This window comes from Paenibacillus silviterrae, from assembly GCF_030167925.1.
Taxonomy (GTDB): Bacteria; Bacillota; Bacilli; order Paenibacillales; family NBRC-103111; genus Paenibacillus_G; species Paenibacillus_G silviterrae.
The window spans coordinates 4790088-4808106 of sequence record NZ_JASKUT010000001.1 but is presented as its reverse complement, the minus strand read 5'-3'; the positions used below and the strand labels follow the sequence as shown (position 1 = coordinate 4808106).

Sequence of the window (18019 nt, the reverse complement as noted above, 5' to 3'; positions counted from 1 at the left end):
CGCAATCGAAGCAGGGTGTCTTTGTCATGTTTAAAATGGACTCGCAACCCCGTATTTTTTGCCTACCTCCTGCAGCTCCTTCACGAGTGCGGAACCGAGCGGAATGCCGTTTCGTTCCCGCTTCGCCGCCAGCTCCTGCTCGATCTCCCCCGGCAGATAGATCCGCTCGAAGCCTTCCGCCAGGGGAACCAGACGAACCTCGCGAATCATCCGGTCGACACGCCCCTTAAACACCGCCAAGTCCTCGAACAAATCTGCCCGCATCAACCAGAAAAATTGCCCTACCTCCTGATTCCTGTCCAGATCATCGTATAAGTGTCCGATGTACGGACCGAAGGCTGCACCCGTGAAGAGTCCCGACAAAATATCAACCAGCACGGCAAGTCCGTATCCTTTGGCTCCCCCAAGCGGCAGGACAAGCCCTCCGCTCAGTGCGGCCGCCGGATCCGTAGTAGGCTTGCCGTCCTTCGCTATGGCCCATCCCAGCGGGATCGATTGACCGTTCTGCTGAGCTACCACCAGCTTCCCGCGCGCAACCATGCTGGTCGCCATATCGAATACGATCGCGGGCTCCTCTCCTGCAGGTACGGCATAGCATAGGGGATTTGTCCCAAAATACGCCCGCTTACCACCCCAAGGCGCCATGTAGGCCGGCGCATTCGTTGTGGCGAAGGCGATGCAATCGTGCTCTGCGGCGTACCCCGCATAGTCGGCCAGCATCCCGCAATGGGCCGAATGCTTGATCCCTACAACTGCAATCCCTGTAGCCTTGGCTTTCGCTACCGCAAGCTCCATTCCCTTCGTCGCAAGCAGGATCCCCAGGCTATGGCCGCCATGAATCAGCAGGCTGGAGTCGGTCTCCTTCTCGATGCTCATCCGCAGCTTCTTCGACTCCAGCCCGGCCTCCAGTCTTCTCGTATAGATATCCACCCTGCTGACGCCGTGAGACTCGACTCCCCGCATATTCGCAAGGGTCAGATGCCTCGCGATAATTGCCGCGTCGGCATCCTCGAGGCCAGCGCCTGCAAATACCGCGCGTACATAAGCCTCAAGCACCGCACGCGGAACCAAAATCTGTGCGTTCCCCATGATGTTGTCCTTCATCCCTTCGCATCAGAATAACGGTAACGTTTGGTCACTCGTTATTTTATGCAAGGGACGTCCAAGGGGAGCGCCTTTTTTTATAGCCGATTACCGTGCTAACCAGCCGCCGTCCACCGCTACCGTATATCCATTCACATAATTGGACGCGGGGGAAGCCAAGAACACAACGGGGCCCGCCAAATCCTCAGGAGTTCCCCAGCGTCCGGCCGGGATCCGATCCAGTATCGATTTGCTGCGCTCTTCATCGGCACGAATCAGAGCTGTGTTATTCGTCGCCATGTAACCCGGCGCAATGGCATTAATCTGGATATCGAATTTGGCCCATTCGTTAGCCATGGCCCGGGTGATACCCATCACGCCGCTTTTGCTCGCTGTATAGGAAGGTACGCGAATGCCTCCTTGGAAAGAAAGCATGGACGCAACATTGATGATTTTGCCGCCGGTGCCTTGCTGCAGAAACTGCTTTACAGCCGCTTGGCTGAAGAAGAAGACGGTCTTCAGGTTGATGTTCAGCACGTCGTCCCAATCCTTCTCGGTAAAATCAATCGCATCCGCTCTGCGTATAATCCCTGCGTTATTCACTAAAATATCGATGTGACCGAAGGTTTCCAGCGCCTTTTCTATAATCCCTTCAATCGGCTCAAGGCTCATCAGATTGGCCTGGATCTCTAAGAAAGCCCTCCCTGTCGCTGTGATCTTCTCTCTTGTATCCGGCATCTCCACATAGTCCACACCGACGATGTCGGCTCCGGCTTCCGCCAACGCCAGAGCCATGCCTTGGCCAAGTCCCGTGCTGGCTCCCGTAACGATGGCAACCTTACCTGATACATCAAAGCCGCTTCGTCCCATAAAAAAACCTCCCAAGATATAATCACTTTCTACTGCGATTATACCTTCGGAGACGAAGGGAACATGTGAATCTTGTCACTTAGTGCAGGGTCAGGATGTGACAAAATGATATCCTCTTTATTTAATGACAAGCACAGGAATCTTAGATTGCTGTACGACGGAATGGCTCACGCTGCCCAGTACCAGCTCTTGCAGTCCTCCGAGGCCGCGGCTTCCCATAACGATCAAATCGCATTGCTTGTCATAAGCATAATCCAGCAGTGCCTTGGCCGGATGTCCGCTAAGCAAAGCTACGCTGGCTTTCGGAATCTTCTCCGCCTGCTCCTGAAGCTCTTGTTTTACCGACTTGAAGGCTCCCTCCGCATCGTCAAGATACGTAGACGGAAAAGTAGCCAGAGGATGGCTCACTAGGATGGCAGGAGGCTGATATACATGGACGATGTACAGATTCGCTCCGTTCTCCCCCGCCAGCTTTACCGCTTTATCGAGCGCTTTGTGGGAAAGCTCCGATTGATCATACGCTACCAATATGTTCTGAAATGCCATAGGAAATCACTCCTTATCAGCTTGATAGCTTCATCGTAGCAGAACCGTCCGAAAATGCTGTGACAAAAATCATACGCCGGTACTCCTACTGCAGCCGGCTTCGTTTGGCATGTCCTTCTCCGGATTGCACTTCCTCAAATAAATTGTTTCCCCTGCTTTTGTTTCAATCGTTGCCGTTTTGACGTCTTGAACGTCAGTAATCCCGGCGAGTCTCAGCTTCATTTCGAGCTGGTCGGTCGTAAACCTCAGCTTCCCTAGCTCTTCAGGAAAGAGTTTCCCGTCACGAATCACAGTAAACGTGGGTCCGCTTAGTAACCGCTCGAACCAATCATACCGCAGACAGAACTGCCTTCCAAAGCTGTGACCAATCCATTATGCATCCTCCAAGTTTCGGGATTTATGGACTTGCTCGTTCTCTTCTGTTATCATTATCCACTTTCCCTTGGAATATCAGGCGAAACTTCTACACGCATTCCGTTTGAGGTTCCATGCCATCCACATTCAATTCCTGCTTCAACGCCTCCCATAAAGCATCGCATAATTCGGAGGCCGTCCATTCATACCGTGAGGTTGCTGCCCTCCACTCCCCGTTGACGGCTTGGACCCGTATCGAAGGCTGACGTTCATGCAATAGCTCCAACAGCTGCCCAATGGAAAAAAGGGGAAGCGATTTCGTCTTCACGAAACCGTTCAGATAATAAACCATCTCCTCCTGTCCGCTGGTGTAAATATAATCCCCCTCCTGAGGAGTCCAAAGACTTCGCAGCTGTTCAACCTGTCCCTCGGAGAGCTGCTGAAGCTGGCTTGCCGTTAATCGCTGCTTCATGAACCGTCCCCCTTATAGGATAAAATAAGAAAACCTCTATCGAGGCCTTTCAAAGATGAACGACCGCGTTTCAGTGGTAGGTTTTCTTGGTAAAGAATGTTGCAGTGCTTTAAAGCTTTAGCCAACTTAAACATTCTTTAACGTTAAAAAAGACCCGTATCCGTGAAAGGTCCGCGATATGCAGCGGAAGACCTTACAAGATCATGGGTCTAGGGTGAATATAGACGCAAATAGACCCATTCGCGGGTCAACAAAGTGCACAAATATGCGCAATTTCCAAGGATTGTGACCCATCTACTGCTGACGAGGTTAGCTGCCGGGCTCGGGAAAGATGGTTCCCTACACGAGTGACGATGTGATTCGCCCCAAAAGATCTGGTTCCCCCGCTTTCCGAGCAGGCTCGGAAATTAAGCGTAACTCTATCATACACAACGTCTGAAAGCGTCGTCAACTTTTTTCAAGTAACTTATGATCTGAAATGGTTTGACAGCATGGCGATAATATGATAATGCTATATTTAAACACTATTCAATTAAAGGAGCGACAGGCATGACCCCTAGAAAGGCCGTCGATAAGGAGCTTAGTCGCGAACGGATCGTGGATGCGGCACGAGCCTTGTTTGCCCGCAAAGGCTATCATGCGATCTCCATGCGGGCGATTGCCGAAGAGCTTGGCTACACGCCGGGGGCTTTTTACTATCACTTCAAGGAAAAGGCCGAGCTGTTCAGTCTCATCGTAGCTGAAGACTTTGCGCGGCTTGACGCCCTGCTGGCCGGCACCCTCACCGGACCGCCCCACCCTTCACTTTCTCTGCTGGAGACCATTCTGATTGAATTTATTCGATTTGGCTTGGACAATCGTCACGCCTTCGAGATTATGTTTCTGATTGCCGATCCCGAGCTGATGAAGTATTCTCAGCACTACTCCGGACGCAGCTATGACCAATTCGTCGCCGCTGTGCTGAAGACGTCCGAGCTGCCCGGAACAGATCCCCAGCTTATGCAGAAAATTTGGGCGCTGTTCATCTCGATCCGCGGCTTCGTGCAGTTCTTTCTGCACTCGCAGCAATCGTTTGAGGATGTCCGTTCACTTGCCGAGGTTCAGGTACGTATGCTCTCCAGGGGGCTTGCGTAATTTTTTCGCCGCATTATTGAACAGTATTTAATTAAAGGAAAGAGGTGTACTCAGATGAAAAACCAACCCTTTGATTTGATCCTAGGAACCGGTCCTTTAGGCCGCTCTGTGATGGTAGAGCTGCTGAGCTACGGCCGTAAGGTGAGAATGGCAAATACCAGCAGTAAAGCGTCCGGCCTTCCCGGAGATGTGGAGGTTGTACGCTGCAATGCTTACGCCGTGGAGGAGGTGGAAGCCTGCTGCCGCGGAGCCCGTGTCGTATATGTTTGCGTGCAGCCTCCATACCATGAGTGGCCGCAGAAGTTTCCTTCGCTGATCCGCAGTATTGCTGAGGGTGTGAGGCGTGCTGGGGCGAGGCTGGTGTTCGGGGACAATCTTTACATGTACGGCCAAACCGCAGGCTCTATCCACGAGGAGCTCCCCTACGCTGCGACGACCCGGAAGGGAAAAGTACGAAGCGAGGTGGCCCGATACGTGCTAGGTCTGCACCAAAAAGGCGATCAGCAGACCGTTATCGGCCGGGGCTCCGATTTTTTCGGCCCTTATGTGCTTGACTCAACTCTCGGTTCCCGGGTGTTCCCCGCCCTATTGCAGGGAAAAGCGTGCTCCCTGATCGGCCATATTGAGCTTCCGCATACCTACACCTATATCGGCGACTTTGGGAAGGCGCTTGTGCTGCTGGGGGAAACCGAATCCGCCTATGGTCAGGCTTGGCATGTGCCGAATGCTCCTACGATGACCCCGCGGCAGGTGGCGGAGCTGGCGTTCCGTTTAGCCGGGAAGCAGCCTAAGATCCGCTCGATGGGTCGAGTCATGATGGCGATCGGGGGCCTGTTCATCAAGGAAGCCCGCGAATCGATGGAAATGATGTATGCCTTCGAGCAGCCTTATGTCGTCGACAGCTCCAAGTTTATCCAGGCGTTCGGCGACATCTCGACTCCTTGGGAGACTTCCCTGCAAGCGACGCTGGACTGGTATGCTCATGCATAAAGAAAGCCGGCCTATTCAACAGAGCTATCTGTTGAATAGGCCGGCCTCGTCTTCGCTTATTTCTTCTGCAAATCTTCAATCGAATCGATATTCATATAGGAAGGAACGACCAGGCCGATCTTGGTGCCGTTCAGATTCGGGCCGAGATCCTCGAATTTGCCCTTGTACTTATCATAGTAGTCCTGATGGGTTGTCGGCAGCCATGCGGCTACAATGGCATCTGCGTCTCCGCCGGCAATCCCGGCCCACATCGGTCCTGCCTCTACCTGCATCATATCAACCTTGTAGCCCAAACGCTCTTCCAGTACCAGCTTCACGACATTCGTGCTGGCGATTTCGGAGTCCCAAGCGACATAAGCCAGCTTCAGCTTCTTGCCGTCCGCCTTCTCGATTCCCTTGGCCCATTCATCCACCTTCGCCTTGTTGGCTTCGATCCATTCGGCAGCGGCCGCCTCCGGCTTCTTGCCCTCTTGGATCGCTACCATCACCTTCGCCATATCGTCCGGTGTCCATTCGAATTTATCGAGCAGCGCATAGGCAGACGGATGATCGGTTTTCAACCCGTTGCGGACGATCGTGTGGATCTGCTCATCGCCGCCGAACACGCCCTTCGGATCCTTCAAGTACTTCAGCTCGTACTTCGCGAATTTCCAGTGCGGCGTCCAGCCGGTGACAATAATCGGCTTCTTGTCCTTATACGCTTTATCCAACGCGGCGGCCATTGCCGCACCCGAGCCCTCAACCAGCTTCCAGTCGGTCAGTCCGTAGTCCTTGATCGCTTTTTCCGTGGACTTCATAATCCCTGCGCCAGGGTCAATTCCGATGATTTCATACTTCACTTGATCTCCTGTAAAACCCGCAGCTGCCGGAGCTGGTTCCGCCGACGGCGAATTGGCCGCTTCCTTGGCGCAGCCTGCCAACAGGATCGAGCTCGTAATGCCTAACACCGTAATTGCTTTCATCCATCTTTTCATCTTATGCACTCCTCTTTTGTTTGTTTTTCACAATATGCTGTGACAAGCGATCCAAAATAATTGCCAGAATCACGATAGCCAAGCCGGCCTCGAAGCCCTGCCCCGTCTTAATCTGGGTGACGGCCCGGTATACATCGGCGCCAATGCCCTGTGCACCGATCATAGAAGCTATCACCACCATGGATAACGCCAGCATAATCGTCTGGTTTATCCCCGCCATGATCGACGGAATCGCCAGCGGCAGCTGAATCTTGAGCAGCTTCTGCATCGGCGTGCTGCCGAAGGCGTCGCCTGCCTCCACCAAATCGTGAGGCACCTGCCGTATACCTAAATTCGTCATACGAATCGTCGGCGGCACCGCAAAGATGACGGAAGCGATTACACCCGGTACTACACCCAGACCGAAGAAGGTAACCGCAGGAATCAAATAAACGAAGGCAGGCATCGTCTGCATAAAGTCGAGCACGGGCGTTATCAAGTTCCTGGCTCGGTTGCTGCCTGCACAAGCAATGCCTAACGGAACCCCAATAAGGATGGACACGATCGAGGACGTCATAACGAGAGCCAGCGTATCCATCGTATGGTCCCAGTACCCCAAATTATCGATCAGTATAAGGCCCAGAAATGTGAAAACAGCGAGCGGTGCACGCGCAATCCAATAAGTTAAAGCGCTTAAAATAACGATCATCAGCAGGGAAGGCAGAAATTGAAACGCCGCGGAGAAGCCTTCGACCGTCCCCTCAATTGCATCGGAGATCACTGTAAAGATGGGCGACAGGTTCCCCTCTAGGCTGTCAACGAGAAGCTCGACCCATTCATCAAGCGGTAGCTTCGGTATCATCTTCGTTCACCTTCCTTGGCAAAGGGTGTCCCGCCAGTGCGCCAAGCACGGCACCTCGAACCACGACCCCGATAATTCTTCCTTGCTCATTCACTACCCCTACCGGATACTTTGAGGTACCGCAAATTTCGAACAATTCATGCAGCAGCACATCAGGAGCAACGGTCGGCGTATCCCGGATGACAATTTCCTCCAAGCTTTTGCCTTGGGAAGCGGCTTCCGAGGCATCGTCCGCGGTAATGACACCTAGCAGCCGTTTGGACCGATCCACAACGAACAGGTTCGAAATTCCGCCCTCCCGCATTAATTGGAGAGCTACACGCGGTCCCCTATCGAAGCTGATGGTCTCCGGTCTGCGCATGACATGCGATGCGGTCAGCACCTTGGATAAATCCACATCCTCCACGAACCGTTCTACATATTCGTTCGCCGGGTTCATCATGATTTCTTCCGGCGTGCCCACCTGGACCACCGAGCCATCCTTCATTAAGGCGATGCGATCGCCTATGCGTAATGCCTCATCAAGATCGTGGGTAATAAATACGATCGTCTTTTTCATCTTCTCTTGCAGATCAAGCAGCTCATCCTGCATATCCTTGCGGATCAGCGGATCAAGTGCGCTAAAGGCCTCATCCATAAGCAAAATATCGGGATCATTCGCAAGCGCTCTGGCAAGACCAACCCGCTGCTGCATGCCTCCGCTCAGCTGATCCGGGTAGCTTCCGGCCCAAGCCTCAAGCCCGACCAGCTGCAGTGCCTGCTCCGCTTTCCGCAGACGCTCCTTCTTCTCCATCCCCTGGATCTCCAGACCGAAGGCGGCATTCTCCAGAATCGTTCGGTGAGGAAGCAAGGCGAACTTCTGAAATACCATGCTGATCTTCTTGCGCCGGACCTCGCGCAGCTGCTCCTGACTCATCTGCATCAGATCCTGTCCGTGTACATAAATGCTGCCTCTTGTCGGTTCAATGAGCCTGTTGAACAGCCGGACCAGCGTCGATTTTCCGCTTCCCGACAAGCCCATAATGACGAAGATCTCACCAGGCTCGATCGACAGCTGAACCCGGTTCACCCCGACGGTTTGCTTTGTTTCCTTCAATATCTTCTCTTTGCTCCAGCCTTTCTCAAGATACGGAAACACCTTATCCGGCTCGTTCCCGAACACCTTGGAAAGCTCTTTAACCTCAATGACGGCCAAGGTAACACCCCATTCCAGTTCATTTCCAGTTCTGACCCTTAGTCTATCGCATAAGAAAACAAAGTGTCAACCGTTCATTTCGTTTGTATTGTTTGTACAGAAAATACTGTACAGTGTTATTCTTTGTTTTCTTCCCGTTTCCTCCGTAATGCTTACCTAGTTCTTTCTTTACTTTGTGTTTTCTGTTCCTTACAATAAGGCTAATATGTCAATACTCAGATTTAGATAAACACCGACAGGAGTGGATCAAGGTGTTCACCGAATTGACTGGTTTATCCGTAGAACATGAACAGTCGATTCAAAAGGCGCGCAAACGCATTATTGAATCAGTGGGCAAGAACATGGATCTATACGGCATCACGTTATCTACCGGCCTATTATATGGATTGATGTTTTTTCAAGATAAACCGATGACCCTCGATGCCATGGGCGAAGCCATGGAGATGAGCAAAACGAGCATGAGCACGGGGATCCGAACCCTTGTTGATTTGAAAATGGTCAATAAGGTTTGGGAGAAGGGGTCGCGGAAGGATCAGTACGAGGTGGAACGGGATTGGCATCAGACATTTGCCGATTTCTTCGTCATTAAGTGGCGCAAGTCGGTAGAAATGAACCTGGCCGCTCTGCGCAAATCGCTAAACGAGCTGACGGCGCTTGCCGGCAAGCACCCGGAGGACGAGACGCTGCAGTCTTATCTTCGCGGAGATATCGAGAAGATCAATCAAGCCATCGCCTACTATTTGTGGCTCGACCGGTTAATCGATACCTTGGAGTCGGGTGAAATTTACAAGCTTGTCCCTAAGGAGACCGAGTAAACTAACAAGAAGCAGGCTGTCCGCCTAACGTTAAGACGGTACAGCCTGCCTTGGTATGCTTAAATATTGCTTATTTTTCCCTATGCGCTTCTACAAGCTCGTTCAGCGCCTCTCGGAATCTCCTTTCCTTCCTCCTCTTGAGCCGCTCCTCCTCATGAAGAGAAGTGTACAGCGATACGCACATAAAGCCCATGATGACGGCAAAGGGCAGCGCCGTGACGATGGAGGCCGTCTGGAGCGCTTGAAGCCCCTGGCTCAGCAGCAATACAAGTGCAATCAGGGATTGGGCTACCCCCCAAGCCACTTTAATCTTGATAGCAGGGGTTAAGCTCCCTCCGGAGGTAAACATTCCAAGTACATAGGTAGCTGAATCTGCCGACGTAATGAAAAACGTAATAATCAGCAATGTGGCCAAAGCTCCCAGGATCTTGCCTAACGGCAAATGCCCCAAGGTTATGAACAAAGCGGAGGTCATATCCTTACTAACCGCTTGGGCAATAGGCAAGCCCTCCAGTACTTGCTGATGCAGCCCGACGCCCCCGAAGACGGAGAACCAGAGGAAGCTGAACAGACTGGGAATGAACAGCACACCCAGTACAAACTCCTTCACTGTCCGGCCGCGGGATACGCGGGCAATGAACATGCCGACAAACGGCGCCCACGCGATCCACCAAGCCCAATAGAACAGCGTCCAATTGCTGACCCAGGTTGCTTGGGTAAAGGGTGTTAACCGCAAACTCATCTGGATCAGGTTCTGCAGATAGCCCCCTAGCGTCACCGTGAAGGTATCGAGCAGAAACGAGGTGGGTCCGAGCACGAAGGTTGCGAGCAGCAAGCCTAAAGCCACCAGCAGGTTGGCATTGCTCAGCATTTTGATCCCTTTGTCCAGCCCCGTTGTTGCCGAGATCATATACAGCACTGTGAGCACTACAAGGATGCCGATTTGGACACCTACTCCGTTCGGTACACCCCATAGAAACTGAAGCCCTCCGTTAATCTGGAGCGTGCCAAGGCCAAGCGAGGTGGCTACCCCGAAGCACGTAGCGATGACGGCAAGGATGTCGATAAGCTTCCCCAGCACCCCGTCAACCCGGTCACCAAGCAGCGGATAAAAGGTATGGCTGATCAGACCCTTGCGTTTTTTACGGAATTGAAAATAAGCAAGCGCTACTCCGACGACGGAATAGATGGCCCATGGATGAAGTCCCCAATGAAAGAAAGCATATCGCATGGCAAGTCTGGCCGCCTCGGCGGACTGGCTTTCCGCTGCCTGAGGGGGGGATAGGTAGTGGGACAGCGGCTCGGCCACTCCCCAGAAGACAAGCCCGATTCCCATCCCCGCGCTGAACAGCATGGCAAACCAGCTTACGTTGGAATACTCCGGCTCATCCTCGTCCTCGCCAAGACGAATGCCTCCGTACTTGCTGAACGCTAAATAAACGACAAAGATAAGAAATCCGAAGGCGGCGAACAAGTAAAACCAGCCGAAATTCGTCGTCGTGTAAGCAAGAAATTCACTAGCCTGCTTCGCGAGACCGCTTGGATTCAAGCTGCCCCAGAGCACAAACAGGAGAATAATAACTGCCGCTATTGTAAAAACCATGAAAGCCTCCGTTGACCTTTTTACCATTTAAGGTATCCGCGGGCAATAGATGCTATTCGGTATGCCTCATTTCCCTATCGGAACATCGGGGAGTTCATTAACAGATACAATCCCGCTTGCTTTCTTGCCGGGCTTAGCCCAATGCTTCTCGCTTCCGGGAAGATCGTCGAACCAGGCCGCATCCTGAGGACAATCCAGCATCATGAATTTCCCATATTCCCCGTCGCGCGATTGATGGTACTTTAAATAGGCTTTGCCTGCTTCGATAGCTAATATTTCGATTTTACCGGAGGTATGGCTCATCGATAAGCGAACCCGCTTCCCGAGCCCCGATGTCCTGGCCTTCGCTTCCTCCACGATCCGGTACACCCGCTCCAAAGGCAGTACAAATTCCCGATTTCCCGCTACGGGACGATTGATAAAAAAGTAATATGGCGTTACACCGGCCCAGGACAGCTTGTCGAGCAGCTCTCCAAGGATCGCAGGGTCATCATTAATTCCTCTTAGTACCGGCGTCTGGTTTACAACGATGGCTCCGGCCTCTTGCAGAGCTTTAAAGCCTTTTACAGCCTCCTTCGTTATTTCGCGGGGATGATTGATGTGAGCCATAACGTAAATTCGCTTCTCCGGAGTGGAATACATGTGGATTGTATCTAATAATTCCTGGTCCTCATAAATGCGCATCGGATTAAATACAGGAATTTTGGAGCCTAGCCGTATAATCTTTACATGCTCAATCTGTCTGAGTCGTTCCAGGATCTTAGCCAACTTGGCCGTTGCAAGAATCAAGCTGTCTCCGCCGGTGAGAAGCACGTTGTTAATCTCAGGATGCTTTGCAATATAGTCGATGCCCGGGCTGACATCCGACATTGCCTCCTTCACATCATTGCGAAACAGCCGCTTCCTGAAGCAATACCTGCAATAGGAGCCGCACACCTCGGAGACGATGAGCAGTGCCGTCGTGCTGTACTTATGCTGACATCCGGGAACCACATAATTGGTATCCTCGTCCGAAGCATCCCAACGTCCATACTCCGACAACTCCCCTTGATTGGGGATAACAAGCTTTTTAATGGGATCCTGAGGGTCGTTCCAATCGATCAGCTTTAAATAATAATCGTTCACTCGAAACACAAATTTATCCGTGATGGGCTTCAGCATGCTTCTTTCCTGCTCCGGTATTTCTGCAATTTTATCAATGTCCGTGATATACTTCGGTTGTGCCATACTCGCTCCTCCTCATATAAACAGATGGATAAAAAAACAGCCCATGGTCTCACCTAATTGCAAATCTGCCATTACACGTTCGAAAGCATGGCCTCCGAGCGCCGATAATTGCACATCTGCGATTACACAGGTCATGAAACACGAAAAACCAACCTTCCTTCCCGCCCAATTGCAAATCTGCCGCTACACTCGCGAAATCATGCCCATCGAGCAACAGTAATCACACATCTGCGATTAAACAGGCTCTGAAACAAGAAAAACTCACAATGCTTGGTGGCCTATTGTCCTTCTTTTCCGCTTTTCAAAAGAGCAAAACAAAAAAAGACCCTCTGCTCATGAAAAAGGCTTCGCCTTACAGGACGAAAGTTCCCCTATTCTCATGGGCACGGGTCTCCCGGAAAACACAAAAAGACCCGATGCGCCGGGTCAATTCACACATTGAGTATGCATAGGCATGCAAACAATTCTTGACCCATCTACTGCTGACGAGGTTAGCTGCCGGGCTCGGGAAAGATGGTTCCCTACATCGATGACTTCATGATTCGCCCCAAAAACATTGGTTCCCCCGCTTTCCGACGATGTCGGAAATTAAGCGTACACTTATGTTACAAGATAAGGAAAACATTGTCAACCCTTAGACGTCTCCCTTCTCACAACAAGACTGCGACATCAATGCCGCAGTCTTGTTCCCTTTACACGCGTGTAATTCTCGTCCAAAAGCCGCCCTTAAAGTTCTTGGGCTCATGGGAAATGATGAACGCCTTAGGCGCAAGCTCCTCTATCGTGTGCATGAGCTTGCGGGCGTTGCGGCGCCGCACCAGGACCTGCATCACAAGGCGCTTGCCGTCCCGTCCGTCCGCCGGCCATGTCGTTACTCCGTAGCCATGATCCCTCAGCTCGTTAGGAAGCTTGGATTCTAGGGAGTCCACGATCACCTGCACCACCAGATAGCCTAATGCCAGCGCTTCTTCGATGCGGCTTCCGAGATACACACCAAGGCCAAAGCCGATGCAGTAAGCAGCCATATTCCATGGATTGTTCATGTTCTGAAGCACCAGATTCAAGCCCAGCAGGTAGATGAATACTTCAGCCATAGAAAGGAAGGAAGCCAGGAGGGTTCTGCCTTTGATGACCAAAATTAGCCGTAATGTGAAAGTAGAAACATATGCGATGTTAATGGCAATGATCGATCCGATTAAAGGCAGTGAGATCATAGGCGCTACCTTTCTGCGATATATCCGGGTCTTGGCGCTTGCCCGGAGTACGGGGCAACGAGACGATTCGCTTCGCTGTTGTACACTAGAAATACATTGCTCCGGGGCATCGGAGAGATGTTGCTGTTCGACCCGTGCATAATGTTGCAATCAAACAGTACGATCGACCCGGCCTTCCCGACAGGGGTATGGATGCCGTGCTCTCGCACCAGCTTCGTAAGGCTGTCCTGATCGGGAACGCCGTACTCCTGACGGCGGAGCGACTCCTTATAATGCTGATCCGGCGTTTGCCCCACGCACGAGATGAAGGTCCGGTGAGAACCCGGAACCACCATCAAGGGGCCGTTGTAGTCATAGTTATCCTCTAAGGCGATGGAGCAGCTGAGCGCCCTCATTCGGGGCATGCCATCCTCCACATGCCAGGTCTCGAAATCCGAATGCCAGTAGAACTCCTTGCCCGTAAACCCAGGCTTGAAGTTAATCCTGGACTGATGGACGTACGTGGGCCCGCCCAGCAAATAATCGACGATCCCCTTGACCCGCGGATGCTCGGCCAGCTGCCTGAAGAGCTCATTATGCTGATGCACGGCGAAGATCGATCGGACCTCTTCGCTGCCCGGCTCGCGAATCACTTCCTTCGCTTCGGAACGCCGGCCCTCCTTCCAAAGGCGCTTCAGCTCGTTTTTAAATTCGGCAATTTCCACTTCCGCAAAAAAGCTGTCGAGAAACAAATAGCCGTTCTGCTCATAAAATTCGGATTGGATACGGCTGATCGGCGCATCCGGCGACCAGGCAGAATATACAACGGGATCCTTACGTTCGATCCATTCGGGGTACTCCCGAACTCGGGATGGATATACATCGGCAATAGCGTCCGCTTGCGTCAAATGATTGGCTGAAGTCATGCTCGTATCCTCCTTAAAATTGGGTTCGAATGCAGTTAGCTGGTAAGCAGCGGATAGGTCCCCTGCTCGTCGTGCACCTCTCGTCCTACAAGAGGCGGATTGAACACACAGATCATGCGCAGCTGAGATTGTGCGCGCAAGTAGTGCTTCTCGTTTCCGTTCAGCGCATAGAACATTCCTGCCCGAATCGGGTACGTCTCCCCCCCGATCACCTCGATTTCGCCCTCTCCCTCGATGCAGTAGACGGCCTCCAGGTGATTCTGATACCAGATCAAGGTTTCCGTTCCCGCCTTAATCAGCGTGTCGTTCATGGAAAACCCCATGCCGTCCTTCTGCAGAAGCAATCTTCTTGAGTTCCACGTCTCGGTATCCACATCGTCCTTCGTTCCCAGCACCTGCTCCAAATGCTTTACGATCATGTCTTTTCCTCTCCCTTGTCCTCAGTTATCGTTCTTCTTTGCCTGCCGCCTCGCCAGCTCCTGGAACCCTTCCGCCAGAAGGCGAAGTCCTTGTTCCAGCACGTCAGCTTCAATCGTGAGCGGAGGCATCAGCTTCGCCACCTCGCCGCGGGGGCCGGAGGTTTCCATGATTAAGCCTTGTTCAAAAACGATTCCGCACAGCTCCTCCGCCAGCTCCGGCCTGCTGAAGGCGATGCCTTGAATGAATCCCTTGCCCCGGAGCTCCCCCTGCAATTCAGGATGCAGGCTGAGCATACGCTCTAACATCTTGCGGATCATCCTGCTTTTCACATCAATTTCCCGCTCCAGCTCGTTCGTCCGCCAATATTCGAGCGCCTTTGCCGCCGCGACGAAGCCCAGATTGTTGCCTCGGAACGTTCCGTTATGCTCACCCGGGTTCCATTGGTCAATTTCGGGCTTAAGCAGCGTTATCGCCATCGGCAGCCCGAAGCCCCCAATCGACTTGGACATGCACACGATGTCCGGTTCTATCTCCGTCCCATCGAAGCTGAAGAAGCTGCCGGTCCGCCCGCACCCCATCTGGACGTCATCGATGATCAACAGAATCCCCCGCTCCTTGCACAGTGCTGCGATCCCCTGCAGCCAATTCTTGCTGGCGGCGTTCAGACCGCCCTCCCCTTGCAGGGTTTCCAGAATGATCGCCGCCGGCAGCGGCACTCCGCTTCCCGGGTCATCCAGAAGCTTCTCAATATACCCTGTTGTATCCAAATCCTTCCCAAAGTATCCGTCGTACGGCATAAAGATCGAATTTCCCAGCTCCACTCCCGCGCCCTTGCGCTTGAAGCTGTTGCCGGTAACCGCCAGCGAGCCGAGCGTCATGCCGTGGAAGGCGTTGGTGAAGCACATCACCGCCGTTCTGCCGGTTACCTTGCGGGCAATCTTCAGGGCGCTTTCCACGGAGTTGGTCCCTGTAGGTCCGGGGAACATCACTTTGTAGTGAAGTCCACGCGGCTTCAGGATCGTTTGCTCGAATGTCGTAAGGAAGTGCTCCTTGGCCGAGGTGGCCATATCGAGGCTATGCGTGACCCCGTCTTGGACCAAATAGTCGATTAACGCTTCCTTGATCCGCTCATTGTTATGTCCATAATTCAAGGCTCCCGCCCCTGCGAAAAAATCAATGAATTCGTTCCCGTTCTTATCCCACAACTTGGCGTTCTTCGCTTTGGCAAACACGGTCGTAAAGCTTCGGCAGTAGCTACGCACCTCGGATTCCATTTGGTCAAATACGTGCATGGACGGCTTTTCCAGTAGGGTCGTGTTCATTCTGATCTTCCTCCCTTAATCGGATTCGGGTCTGACTTACATCACGGCTTTCCTAGGCAAAGGGCCTAGCTTGTACAAAATCTCTTCTTCGTGGGCTCGTTCGGAAGGAAACATGGATGCGGCATACCCTTCAAACAGATGGCACTCCAGGTTATGGGATTTGGCCAAATGCAGGAACAAGCCCCTTGAAGCCAGATTGGACGGACTTACCGTCGCCTTCAGGTAACGAATATCCGTGCTGCTCTCTCGGAGCAGCAGCTCATGCAGCATTTGCTTCCCAATGCCCCTGCGCTGGCGGCTCGGCTTCACAGCAATCTGCCAGATAAACAAGCAATCCTGCTGTTCCGGAGAACGAAATGCCGAAAGAAATCCGACAATGCCATCCTCATCCTCCGCTATAACGCATGTGCTGCGAAAATAATCGCACAGCATGATGTAGCAGTATACGGCATTCAAATCGAGCGTCTCCGTCTCCTTCACCAGTCTCCAAACGGCTGCGCCGTCCTCTTTGTCCGGATAACGAAATCGAATCGTTTTCTCGTTCAACATCCTTCACTCCCTTCCGCTTGAGGTACGGAACCGCCGTAAGAAGGACCGAAGCCGTTCGCTCTGCGGATGGTCGAAGATCGCGGAAGGCGGTCCCTCCTCCACAATGCGGCCGTCCGCCCCGAAGATGACACGGTCGGCAATCTCCCTGGCGAATTCCATTTCATGTGTAATAAGCATCATGGCCATGCTGCCCTCATCGGCCAGCTCGCGGATGACCTCCAGCACCTCCCCGACAAGCTCGGGGTCCAGTGCTGAGGTCACCTCATCGAATACCATCACCTTCGGCCTCATGACAAGGGCGCGGGCAATGGCGACACGCTGCTTCTGTCCGCCGGAGAGCTGTGAGGGATAAGCCTCCAGCTTATGCTCCAGCCCTACCTTGCGGAGCATCGATACGGCTTGCTCCTCGGCCTCTTCCTTGGGGAGGCCGAGAACCTTGCGAGGAGCCTCCGTCACATTGCGCAGTACGCTCATGTGCGGAAACAGGTTGAAATGCTGAAACACCATGCCGATCTTGCTTCGCATCCGATGCAGATGCTTCTCATTCGCCCGCATCAGACCGTTTGGCACCTTCCTGTGCCAGAGCAGCTCGCCGTCCACCTCGATCGTGCCCGAGGTCGGCTCCTCCAGGGTCATCAGCATGCGGCCGAGCGTCGTTTTGCCCGAGCCGCTGGGACCGATGATCGCGAGCTTCTCCCCCGGAGTCAGCTCAAGATCGATTTCCTTCAGCACCTCGGTATCACCGTAGCGCTTGCTAACTTTGTTGTACTTGACGACAGGAATCAAGCTCCCACCCCTCTTTCTGAAGTTGGTCTTTTGTCCTGTACGGCGGATGAGGCGGCTCCCTGTTTCACTTGCAGGCTCAGCCTCTTCTCCAGACGCTGCACGAGCAAGGATGCGGGGTAGCTGATCAAGAGAAACAATATACCCACCAGCGTATAGGGCTCGAACACCCGGTACGATTGCGAAACGATGTTTTTGGCGGTCAGCAGCATTTCAACGAGCGTAATGGCTGATAGAATGGGGGTTTCTTTAAACATGACAATCAGGTAGTTCCCCATAATGGGAATGACGGGCGGAATGGCTTGGGGCAGGATAATCGTCGTCCATGTTTTTACTTTCGGATAGTTCAAGGCCACTGCCGCTTCCCATTGTCCGCGAGGGACCGCTTGAATTCCCGAGCGGTATACCTCCGACAAATAAGTGCTGTAATGCAGTCCCAGTCCTATGATCCCTACGGCAAAAGCAGATAGAGAGATATTCATGAGTTTAGGAAGGGTATAATACAGAAAAAAGATTTGGACCAGCAACGGAGTGTTGCGGATAAACTCCAAGCAAAATCTCGAGCAGACGGAGATCACTTTCCACCGGGAGCTTACGGCCAAGGCCATGACCAGCCCCCCGATACAGGCGAAGGCGAAGCCCCCGAATGTCGCCAGCACGGTGATCTGTAAGCCCTGCAGCAGCTCCGGCAGGATTTCGACGGCGTAGCTCCAATCCCACAT

General features: G+C 52.8%; 20 protein-coding genes and 2 riboswitches. Of the genes, 3 read left to right on the top strand and 17 right to left on the bottom strand.

Annotated features, from left to right (window positions below):
• Positions 1-30: 30 nt before the first annotated feature.
• The 5 genes from QMO62_RS22430 to QMO62_RS22410 all read right to left on the bottom strand — a co-directional run bounded on the left by QMO62_RS22430 (position 31) and on the right by QMO62_RS22410 (position 3325).
• Positions 31-1089, bottom strand: a complete 1059-nt coding sequence (locus QMO62_RS22430; RefSeq protein WP_284644423.1) for an Ldh family oxidoreductase — start codon at positions 1087-1089, stop codon at positions 31-33.
• A gap of 102 nt (positions 1090-1191) precedes the next feature.
• Positions 1192-1953, bottom strand: a complete 762-nt coding sequence (gene kduD, locus QMO62_RS22425; RefSeq protein ID WP_284644422.1) for a 2-dehydro-3-deoxy-D-gluconate 5-dehydrogenase KduD — start codon at positions 1951-1953, stop codon at positions 1192-1194.
• Between the two features lie 117 nt (positions 1954-2070).
• The gene (locus tag QMO62_RS22420; protein ID WP_284644420.1) at positions 2071-2499 is read right to left on the bottom strand and encodes a universal stress protein; all 429 of its coding nucleotides are present in this window, start codon (positions 2497-2499) and stop codon (positions 2071-2073) included.
• Positions 2500-2568: 69 nt separating this feature from the next.
• On the bottom strand, positions 2569-2838 hold the full coding sequence (locus tag QMO62_RS22415; protein ID WP_284645004.1) for a YetF domain-containing protein: 270 nt from the start codon (positions 2836-2838) through the stop codon (positions 2569-2571).
• Positions 2839-2962: 124 nt separating this feature from the next.
• Positions 2963-3325 (bottom strand): hypothetical protein, encoded by a 363-nt coding sequence (locus tag QMO62_RS22410; RefSeq protein WP_284644419.1) that lies wholly within the window; start codon positions 3323-3325, stop codon positions 2963-2965.
• 283 nt (positions 3326-3608) lie between these two features.
• A riboswitch (cyclic di-AMP (ydaO/yuaA leader) is annotated at positions 3609-3749 on the bottom strand.
• A gap of 125 nt (positions 3750-3874) precedes the next feature.
• Here QMO62_RS22410 and QMO62_RS22405 point away from each other — a divergent pair.
• Positions 3875-4459 (top strand): TetR/AcrR family transcriptional regulator, encoded by a 585-nt coding sequence (locus QMO62_RS22405; RefSeq protein WP_284644416.1) that lies wholly within the window; start codon positions 3875-3877, stop codon positions 4457-4459.
• 54 nt (positions 4460-4513) lie between these two features.
• A complete protein-coding gene (locus QMO62_RS22400) occupies positions 4514-5449 on the top strand; it encodes an NAD-dependent epimerase/dehydratase family protein (protein ID WP_284644415.1) in 936 nt (311 codons plus the stop codon).
• Between the two features lie 56 nt (positions 5450-5505).
• Here QMO62_RS22400 and QMO62_RS22395 read toward each other — a convergent pair whose 3' ends face one another.
• Genes QMO62_RS22395 through proV form a run of 3 tightly spaced genes read right to left on the bottom strand, consistent with a single transcriptional unit; the run spans position 5506 to position 8459 of the window.
• Entirely contained in the window at positions 5506-6423 is a 918-nt protein-coding gene (locus QMO62_RS22395) for a glycine betaine ABC transporter substrate-binding protein (RefSeq protein ID WP_284644413.1), read from the bottom strand.
• Position 6424: 1 nt separating this feature from the next.
• On the bottom strand, positions 6425-7264 hold the full coding sequence (locus QMO62_RS22390) for an ABC transporter permease (RefSeq protein ID WP_284644411.1): 840 nt from the start codon (positions 7262-7264) through the stop codon (positions 6425-6427).
• Positions 7242-8459: a glycine betaine/L-proline ABC transporter ATP-binding protein ProV gene (proV, locus tag QMO62_RS22385; RefSeq protein ID WP_284644410.1), complete on the bottom strand. Its 1218-nt coding sequence runs from the start codon at positions 8457-8459 to the stop codon at positions 7242-7244. The genes QMO62_RS22390 and proV overlap by 23 nt, the downstream gene beginning before the upstream one ends.
• A gap of 251 nt (positions 8460-8710) precedes the next feature.
• On the opposite strand from proV, the gene QMO62_RS22380 reads away from it, so the two are divergent.
• On the top strand, positions 8711-9274 hold the full coding sequence (locus QMO62_RS22380; protein ID WP_284644408.1) for a GbsR/MarR family transcriptional regulator: 564 nt from the start codon (positions 8711-8713) through the stop codon (positions 9272-9274).
• A 70-nt stretch (positions 9275-9344) separates the two neighbouring features.
• Here QMO62_RS22380 and QMO62_RS22375 read toward each other — a convergent pair whose 3' ends face one another.
• The 9 genes from QMO62_RS22375 to ehuD form a co-directional block, all read right to left on the bottom strand.
• Entirely contained in the window at positions 9345-10877 is a 1533-nt protein-coding gene (locus QMO62_RS22375) for a glycine betaine uptake BCCT transporter (RefSeq protein WP_284644406.1), read from the bottom strand.
• A 66-nt stretch (positions 10878-10943) separates the two neighbouring features.
• The gene (locus tag QMO62_RS22370) at positions 10944-12104 is read right to left on the bottom strand and encodes a KamA family radical SAM protein (RefSeq protein ID WP_284644404.1); all 1161 of its coding nucleotides are present in this window, start codon (positions 12102-12104) and stop codon (positions 10944-10946) included.
• A gap of 465 nt (positions 12105-12569) precedes the next feature.
• Positions 12570-12709: riboswitch (cyclic di-AMP (ydaO/yuaA leader) on the bottom strand.
• Positions 12710-12796: 87 nt separating this feature from the next.
• Positions 12797-13318: a DUF2179 domain-containing protein gene (locus QMO62_RS22365; RefSeq protein ID WP_284644402.1), complete on the bottom strand. Its 522-nt coding sequence runs from the start codon at positions 13316-13318 to the stop codon at positions 12797-12799.
• Positions 13319-13323: 5 nt separating this feature from the next.
• The gene (gene thpD / locus QMO62_RS22360) at positions 13324-14223 is read right to left on the bottom strand and encodes an ectoine hydroxylase (RefSeq protein ID WP_284644400.1); all 900 of its coding nucleotides are present in this window, start codon (positions 14221-14223) and stop codon (positions 13324-13326) included.
• Positions 14224-14258: 35 nt separating this feature from the next.
• Positions 14259-14642, bottom strand: a complete 384-nt coding sequence (locus tag QMO62_RS22355) for an ectoine synthase (RefSeq protein WP_284644398.1) — start codon at positions 14640-14642, stop codon at positions 14259-14261.
• A gap of 21 nt (positions 14643-14663) precedes the next feature.
• The gene (gene ectB, locus QMO62_RS22350) at positions 14664-15965 is read right to left on the bottom strand and encodes a diaminobutyrate--2-oxoglutarate transaminase (protein WP_284644397.1); all 1302 of its coding nucleotides are present in this window, start codon (positions 15963-15965) and stop codon (positions 14664-14666) included.
• Positions 15966-16001: 36 nt separating this feature from the next.
• Complete coding sequence (gene ectA / locus QMO62_RS22345) at positions 16002-16514, bottom strand: diaminobutyrate acetyltransferase (RefSeq protein WP_284644395.1); 513 nt, start codon at positions 16512-16514, stop codon at positions 16002-16004.
• Positions 16515-16517: 3 nt separating this feature from the next.
• Positions 16518-17300, bottom strand: coding sequence for an ectoine/hydroxyectoine ABC transporter ATP-binding protein EhuA (gene ehuA / locus QMO62_RS22340; RefSeq protein WP_348651715.1), 783 nt, complete (start codon positions 17298-17300; stop codon positions 16518-16520).
• Positions 17297-18019 carry an ectoine/hydroxyectoine ABC transporter permease subunit EhuD gene (ehuD, locus tag QMO62_RS22335; RefSeq protein ID WP_284644393.1) on the bottom strand — a complete coding sequence of 241 codons (723 nt, stop codon included), beginning with the start codon at positions 18017-18019 and terminating at the stop codon, positions 17297-17299. The genes ehuA and ehuD overlap by 4 nt, the downstream gene beginning before the upstream one ends.

Excerpts from the sequence above, each read along its gene's own strand:
- QMO62_RS22430 (WP_284644423.1), bottom strand. The coding sequence starts at position 1,089 with ATGGGGAACGCACAGATTTTGGTTCCGCGTGCGGTGCTTGAGGCTTAT.
- kduD (WP_284644422.1), bottom strand. The coding sequence starts at position 1,953 with ATGGGACGAAGCGGCTTTGATGTATCAGGTAAGGTTGCCATCGTTACG.
- QMO62_RS22420 (WP_284644420.1), bottom strand. The coding sequence starts at position 2,499 with ATGGCATTTCAGAACATATTGGTAGCGTATGATCAATCGGAGCTTTCC.
- QMO62_RS22410 (WP_284644419.1), bottom strand. The coding sequence starts at position 3,325 with ATGAAGCAGCGATTAACGGCAAGCCAGCTTCAGCAGCTCTCCGAGGGA.
- QMO62_RS22405 (WP_284644416.1), top strand. The coding sequence starts at position 3,875 with ATGACCCCTAGAAAGGCCGTCGATAAGGAGCTTAGTCGCGAACGGATC.
- QMO62_RS22400 (WP_284644415.1), top strand. The coding sequence starts at position 4,514 with ATGAAAAACCAACCCTTTGATTTGATCCTAGGAACCGGTCCTTTAGGC.
- QMO62_RS22395 (WP_284644413.1), bottom strand. The coding sequence starts at position 6,423 with ATGAAAAGATGGATGAAAGCAATTACGGTGTTAGGCATTACGAGCTCG.
- QMO62_RS22390 (WP_284644411.1), bottom strand. The coding sequence starts at position 7,264 with ATGATACCGAAGCTACCGCTTGATGAATGGGTCGAGCTTCTCGTTGAC.
- QMO62_RS22375 (WP_284644406.1), bottom strand. The coding sequence starts at position 10,877 with ATGGTTTTTACAATAGCGGCAGTTATTATTCTCCTGTTTGTGCTCTGG.
- QMO62_RS22370 (WP_284644404.1), bottom strand. The coding sequence starts at position 12,104 with ATGGCACAACCGAAGTATATCACGGACATTGATAAAATTGCAGAAATA.
- QMO62_RS22365 (WP_284644402.1), bottom strand. The coding sequence starts at position 13,318 with ATGATCTCACTGCCTTTAATCGGATCGATCATTGCCATTAACATCGCA.
- thpD (WP_284644400.1), bottom strand. The coding sequence starts at position 14,223 with ATGACTTCAGCCAATCATTTGACGCAAGCGGACGCTATTGCCGATGTA.
- QMO62_RS22355 (WP_284644398.1), bottom strand. The coding sequence starts at position 14,642 with ATGATCGTAAAGCATTTGGAGCAGGTGCTGGGAACGAAGGACGATGTG.
- ectB (WP_284644397.1), bottom strand. The coding sequence starts at position 15,965 with ATGAACACGACCCTACTGGAAAAGCCGTCCATGCACGTATTTGACCAA.
- ectA (WP_284644395.1), bottom strand. The coding sequence starts at position 16,514 with ATGTTGAACGAGAAAACGATTCGATTTCGTTATCCGGACAAAGAGGAC.
- ehuD (WP_284644393.1), bottom strand. The coding sequence starts at position 18,019 with ATGTGGGATTGGAGCTACGCCGTCGAAATCCTGCCGGAGCTGCTGCAG.